At 63.8% G+C, this 1,039-nt stretch carries 1 protein-coding gene; it reads right to left on the reverse strand.

What is annotated here, in order from left to right:
• On the reverse strand, positions 1-1,039 hold a 1,039-nt coding region (locus AC1DT3_RS22375), incomplete at both ends, for an MFS transporter (RefSeq protein WP_477467367.1).

Consider the following 1,039-nt stretch of genomic DNA (forward strand, 5'->3'; position numbering starts at 1 on the left):
CCACCCTTCCGTGCTCAAGAGATTTCCAGAGGAAAATGACGCCACCGCGACGGAGCCGAAGACCATGAAATCGTTGATCGATTGGACACGCGTGCGCTCTTCGGGACGGTAGCAATCGGTGACGAGTGCCGTGGCGCCGATGAAACCCAGATTCCAGCCGAGGCCGAGCAGAATCAGCGTTGCCCAGAAATGCGCGACGCTCAACCCGGTCAGGCCGACGGTAGCCGCAGCGGCAATGAGGAGCAGACCCGTTGCCGTGACGCGCTCCTTGCCGAAGCGCTGAATCAGCTTGCCGGTGAAGAAACTCGGACCGTACATGGCAAGCACATGCCACTGGATGCCGAGCGCCGCCTCCCCCACCGAATGACCGCATCCGATCATCGCCAAGGGGGCCGCCGTCATCAGAAAGGTCATCAAGGCGGCGGAGACGAGACCGCTCGCGACCGCCACGATGAAACGCGGTTGGAGCAATATCTCCTTTAGGGGCCGCCCCCCGCTCGCCACATGTGTCCGCACGGGCGGGGTCCGCAGCAACATCACGACCACGATGGTCATGAGGGCCAAGACAGCTTGAGCCAGGAATGCTCCGGCGAAGGGTGCGGTGACGATCGTGTCGCGCGTCCAGATCACCGTCTGCGGGCCGATCACGGCTGCGGCGAGCCCACCGATCATCACCCACGATATGGCTCTCGCCTTGAAGCCGTCGGAAGCCGTATCGGTGACCGCGAAGCGATAGCTCTGCGTGAAGGATCCCCAAAAGCCGGCAATGAAAGTCCCCATGCAGAAGATCAGGAAACTCGCCGCGGAGATGCCGAGCGCCGCCATACATCCGGCCAAAACGCCGATCGAGCCGGCAAAGACGTACCCGCCTCGCCGACCGATCCGGCGCATGATCATCGCCGCGGGGATCGTGCCCAGCGCGAGACCGAGGTTGAACAGGCTGACGGGCAACGTCGCGAATTGCTTGTCGGCGGCGAGACCCTGGCCGACCAGGCCACCGAGCGACACGACGATCGCCGGATTGGCACCGCTGAAGGCC

This window comes from Microvirga sp. P4_G7 (genome assembly GCF_056401005.1).